4 protein-coding genes are annotated in these 3,152 nt (G+C 61.3%); all 4 read left to right on the top strand.

Annotated features, from left to right (window positions below; translation table 11 throughout):
* The coding region (locus tag JMJ95_RS10265) for an ABC transporter permease (protein WP_290685059.1) at positions 1-755 on the top strand (755 nt) is incomplete at its 5' end.
* Between the two features lie 3 nt (positions 756-758).
* Positions 759-1,775 carry an ABC transporter ATP-binding protein gene (locus tag JMJ95_RS10260; RefSeq protein ID WP_290685057.1) on the top strand — a complete coding sequence of 339 codons (1,017 nt, stop codon included), beginning with the start codon at positions 759-761 and terminating at the stop codon, positions 1,773-1,775.
* Positions 1,772-2,743, top strand: a complete 972-nt coding sequence (locus JMJ95_RS10255; protein WP_290685055.1) for an ABC transporter ATP-binding protein — start codon at positions 1,772-1,774, stop codon at positions 2,741-2,743. The genes JMJ95_RS10260 and JMJ95_RS10255 overlap by 4 nt, the downstream gene beginning before the upstream one ends.
* 44 nt (positions 2,744-2,787) lie before the next feature.
* The coding region (locus tag JMJ95_RS10250) for a RidA family protein (RefSeq protein ID WP_290685054.1) at positions 2,788-3,152 on the top strand (365 nt) is incomplete at its 3' end.

The raw sequence follows: 3,152 nt of genomic DNA, 5'->3' as shown, positions 1-3,152 counted from the left end.
TCGCCCCCTGTATCGCCACCTTCGATCCCCAGGAGATGAACACTGTGGACAAGCTCCGCTCTCCTGACGGGACCTACTATTTCGGGACCGACAATTTCGGGAGGGACATCTTCAGCCGGGTGGTGTTCGGAGCCCGGACGAGCCTGACCGGATCCGCGGGGGTCATCCTGTTCTCCTTGTCCATCGGCGTGCTCATCGGCGTATCGTCCGGGTACTTCAGAAAGATAGAGCCGTACCTGATGCGCCTGATCGACGTCCTCATGGCCTTTCCTCCGCTCCTCCTCGCCCTGGTGCTCGTCTCCATCCTCGGGCGGGGCATGGGGAACGTGATCATCGCCGTGGGGGCCACCTATCTCACCAGGACCACCAGGATCGTCTACGGCCTGACCCTGAAACTCCGGGAAGAGCCGTACATCGAAGCCGCCATCGCTTCTGGAGTCAAGCAGAAATGGATCATCCTGAAGCATATTCTGCCCAACATGATGTCCCCCCTCATCGTCCAGGCCACGTTCACCTTCGCCTTTTCCCTCCTGGACATGGCGGCCCTGGACTTTCTCGGTCTCGGCATTCCGCCGTCCATCCCGAGCTGGGGCAACATGCTGAGCGAGGGCCGGATGTATCTCACGAGGGCCCCGTGGCTCCTTGTTTTCCCGGGAGCCTGCATTGTCCTGACCGTCCTTTCTTTCAACCTTGTCGGAGATGTCCTCCGCGACCGGCTTGACCCGCACTTCCGGCGGGACATCGAGGGGGTGTGAGCCGTGCGGCCGGAAACAAATACATCCCTTCTTGAAATCCGGGATCTCAGGGTCAGCTTTCCTTCGGCTTCAGGCCCCATTTTCCCGGTGGACGGTGTGAGCCTCTCCATAGCGAAGGGAGAAACCCTCGGGCTTGTGGGGGAGTCGGGGAGCGGCAAATCAATGACGTCCCTGGCGGTGATGGGCCTTGTCCCCCGTCCCCACGGAAAAATCTGCGGCGGCAGCGTCGAGTTCAAGGGCAGAAACCTGGTGGAGCTGAACAACAAAGAGATGATGAAAATCCGGGGAAAGGACATCTCCATAATCTTCCAGGAGCCCATGACATCCCTCAACCCGGTGTACACAGTGGGAGACCAGATCGTGGAGGGTATCCTGGCCCACGGGGCCATGCCGCGGAAAGAAGCCCGGGACAGGGCCGTCGAGATGCTGGCGAAAGTGGGCATTCCGGGGCCGGAAAAGCGGGTGGACTCCTACCCTCATCTTCTGAGCGGAGGGATGAGGCAGCGGGTGATGATCGCCATGGCCCTCTCCCTGGACCCGGAGCTGCTCATCGCCGACGAGCCCACCACGGCCCTCGACGTGACCATTCAGGCACAGATCCTGGACCTGATGGATGGCCTGAAAAAAGAGCGCACCATGTCGGTGCTTCTCATAACCCATAACCTGGGAATAGTGGCGGAGTTCGCCCAGAGAGTGGCCGTGATGTACGCCGGCAGAATTCTGGAGCTCGCTTCGACGGAGGCTCTGTTCCGCGACCCCCTGCACCCCTACACGAGGGGACTCCTGGAATCCATCCCCAGGATGGATGGAAGGGTGAAACACCTGAGGGCGATCCCCGGAATGGTCCCTTCCCTTGAAACGCTGCCCTCGGGGTGCAAGTTCAGGAACCGCTGCGTCTTTGCCGAGGATCCCTGCGGCGCCGCGGAACCTCCCCTGCACGAGGCCGAACCCGGACACTTCGTGCGGTGCAGGCGCTGGCACGAACTTCGGGCCCCGCTGGAAGGAGGGGGAGCGGAATGACGGACCGCCTGCTTGACGTCAGAAACCTGAAGAAGCATTTCCCCGTGCGGTCGGGGCTTCTGCAGCGAGTCACCGCCCATGTGAAGGCGGTGGACGGAGTTTCTTTCCACCTGGACAAGGGGGAAACCCTCGGCCTCGTAGGCGAGTCGGGCTGCGGCAAGTCCACCACAGGAAGGACTGTGCTGCGGCTTCTGCCGGTAACCTCCGGGGAAGTACTGTTCCGGGAGAAGAACCTGCTGGCCCTCGGAGGGGAGGACCTGCGACGGGCGAGACGGAATTTCCAGATGGTGTTCCAGGACCCCTTCGCGTCCCTCGACCCCCGGATGACCGTCTCCGCCATCGTGGGCGAACCCCTGTCTGCCCACGGTCTTGTCTCTTCACGGGCGGAGCGGGATGACCGTGTGGTTCAGATCCTGGAAGAGGTGGGGCTGGATCCGTCCGTTATGAACCGCTACGCCTTCGAGTTCAGCGGAGGGCAGCGGCAGCGCATCGGTATCGCCAGGGCCCTTGTCCTCAACCCGTCTCTCGTGGTGGCCGACGAGCCGGTGTCGGCCCTCGACGTTTCGATTCAGGCCCAGGTCATCAATCTCCTGGCGGAGCTGCGGGAAAAACTGTCCCTGACTTACCTGTTCATCGCCCATGATCTCAGCGTGGTGAAACACATCAGCGACAGGGTGGCCGTCATGTACCTCGGGCGCATCGTCGAGACGGCCCGGACGGATGTTCTTTTCTCATCCCCCATGCATCCCTACACCCAGGCCCTGCTTTCAGCCGCGCCCGTCCCGGAACCCGGGAAAAAGAGCGAAAGGATCATATTGAAGGGGGACGTGCCAAGTCCCCTCAACCCTCCGCAGGGATGCCCATTCCATCCCAGGTGTTTCAGGGTGATGGACCGCTGCAGCCGGGAGGTCCCCGGTCTGGTGGAGCGAAAAGAGGGCCGCTTCGCCGCATGCCACCTGTATGATTGATTTACGCTGGAACAACGGAGAAAATCGAAAAGGAGGAACACCAAATGAAAAAAGTCGTCCGGACAGACAAGGCACCGAACCCGGTGGGACCCTATTCCCAGGGACTTATCTGCGGAAAGCGGGTATACGTATCGGGACAGGGGCCCTTCAATCCCGAAACGGGAACGAAGCCCGAGGGCGTTGCCGAACAGACCAGGCAGACCCTGAAGAACGTGCGGGCCATCCTGGAGGCCGCAGGCGCCTCCATGGACCACGTGGTGAAGGTGACGGTCCATCTTCAGGAGGTCACGAAAGATTTCAGGGCGTTCAACGAGGTCTACAGGGAGTTCTTCAATGAACCATTCCCCGTGAGGACGACGGTGGGAAGCGACCTCCTCGATATCCTGGTGGAGATCGACGTCATCGCCGA

This window comes from Aminivibrio sp. (assembly GCF_016756745.1).
Taxonomy (GTDB): domain Bacteria; phylum Synergistota; class Synergistia; order Synergistales; family Aminobacteriaceae; genus Aminivibrio.
This window is presented reverse-complemented; position numbering and strand designations above follow the sequence as displayed.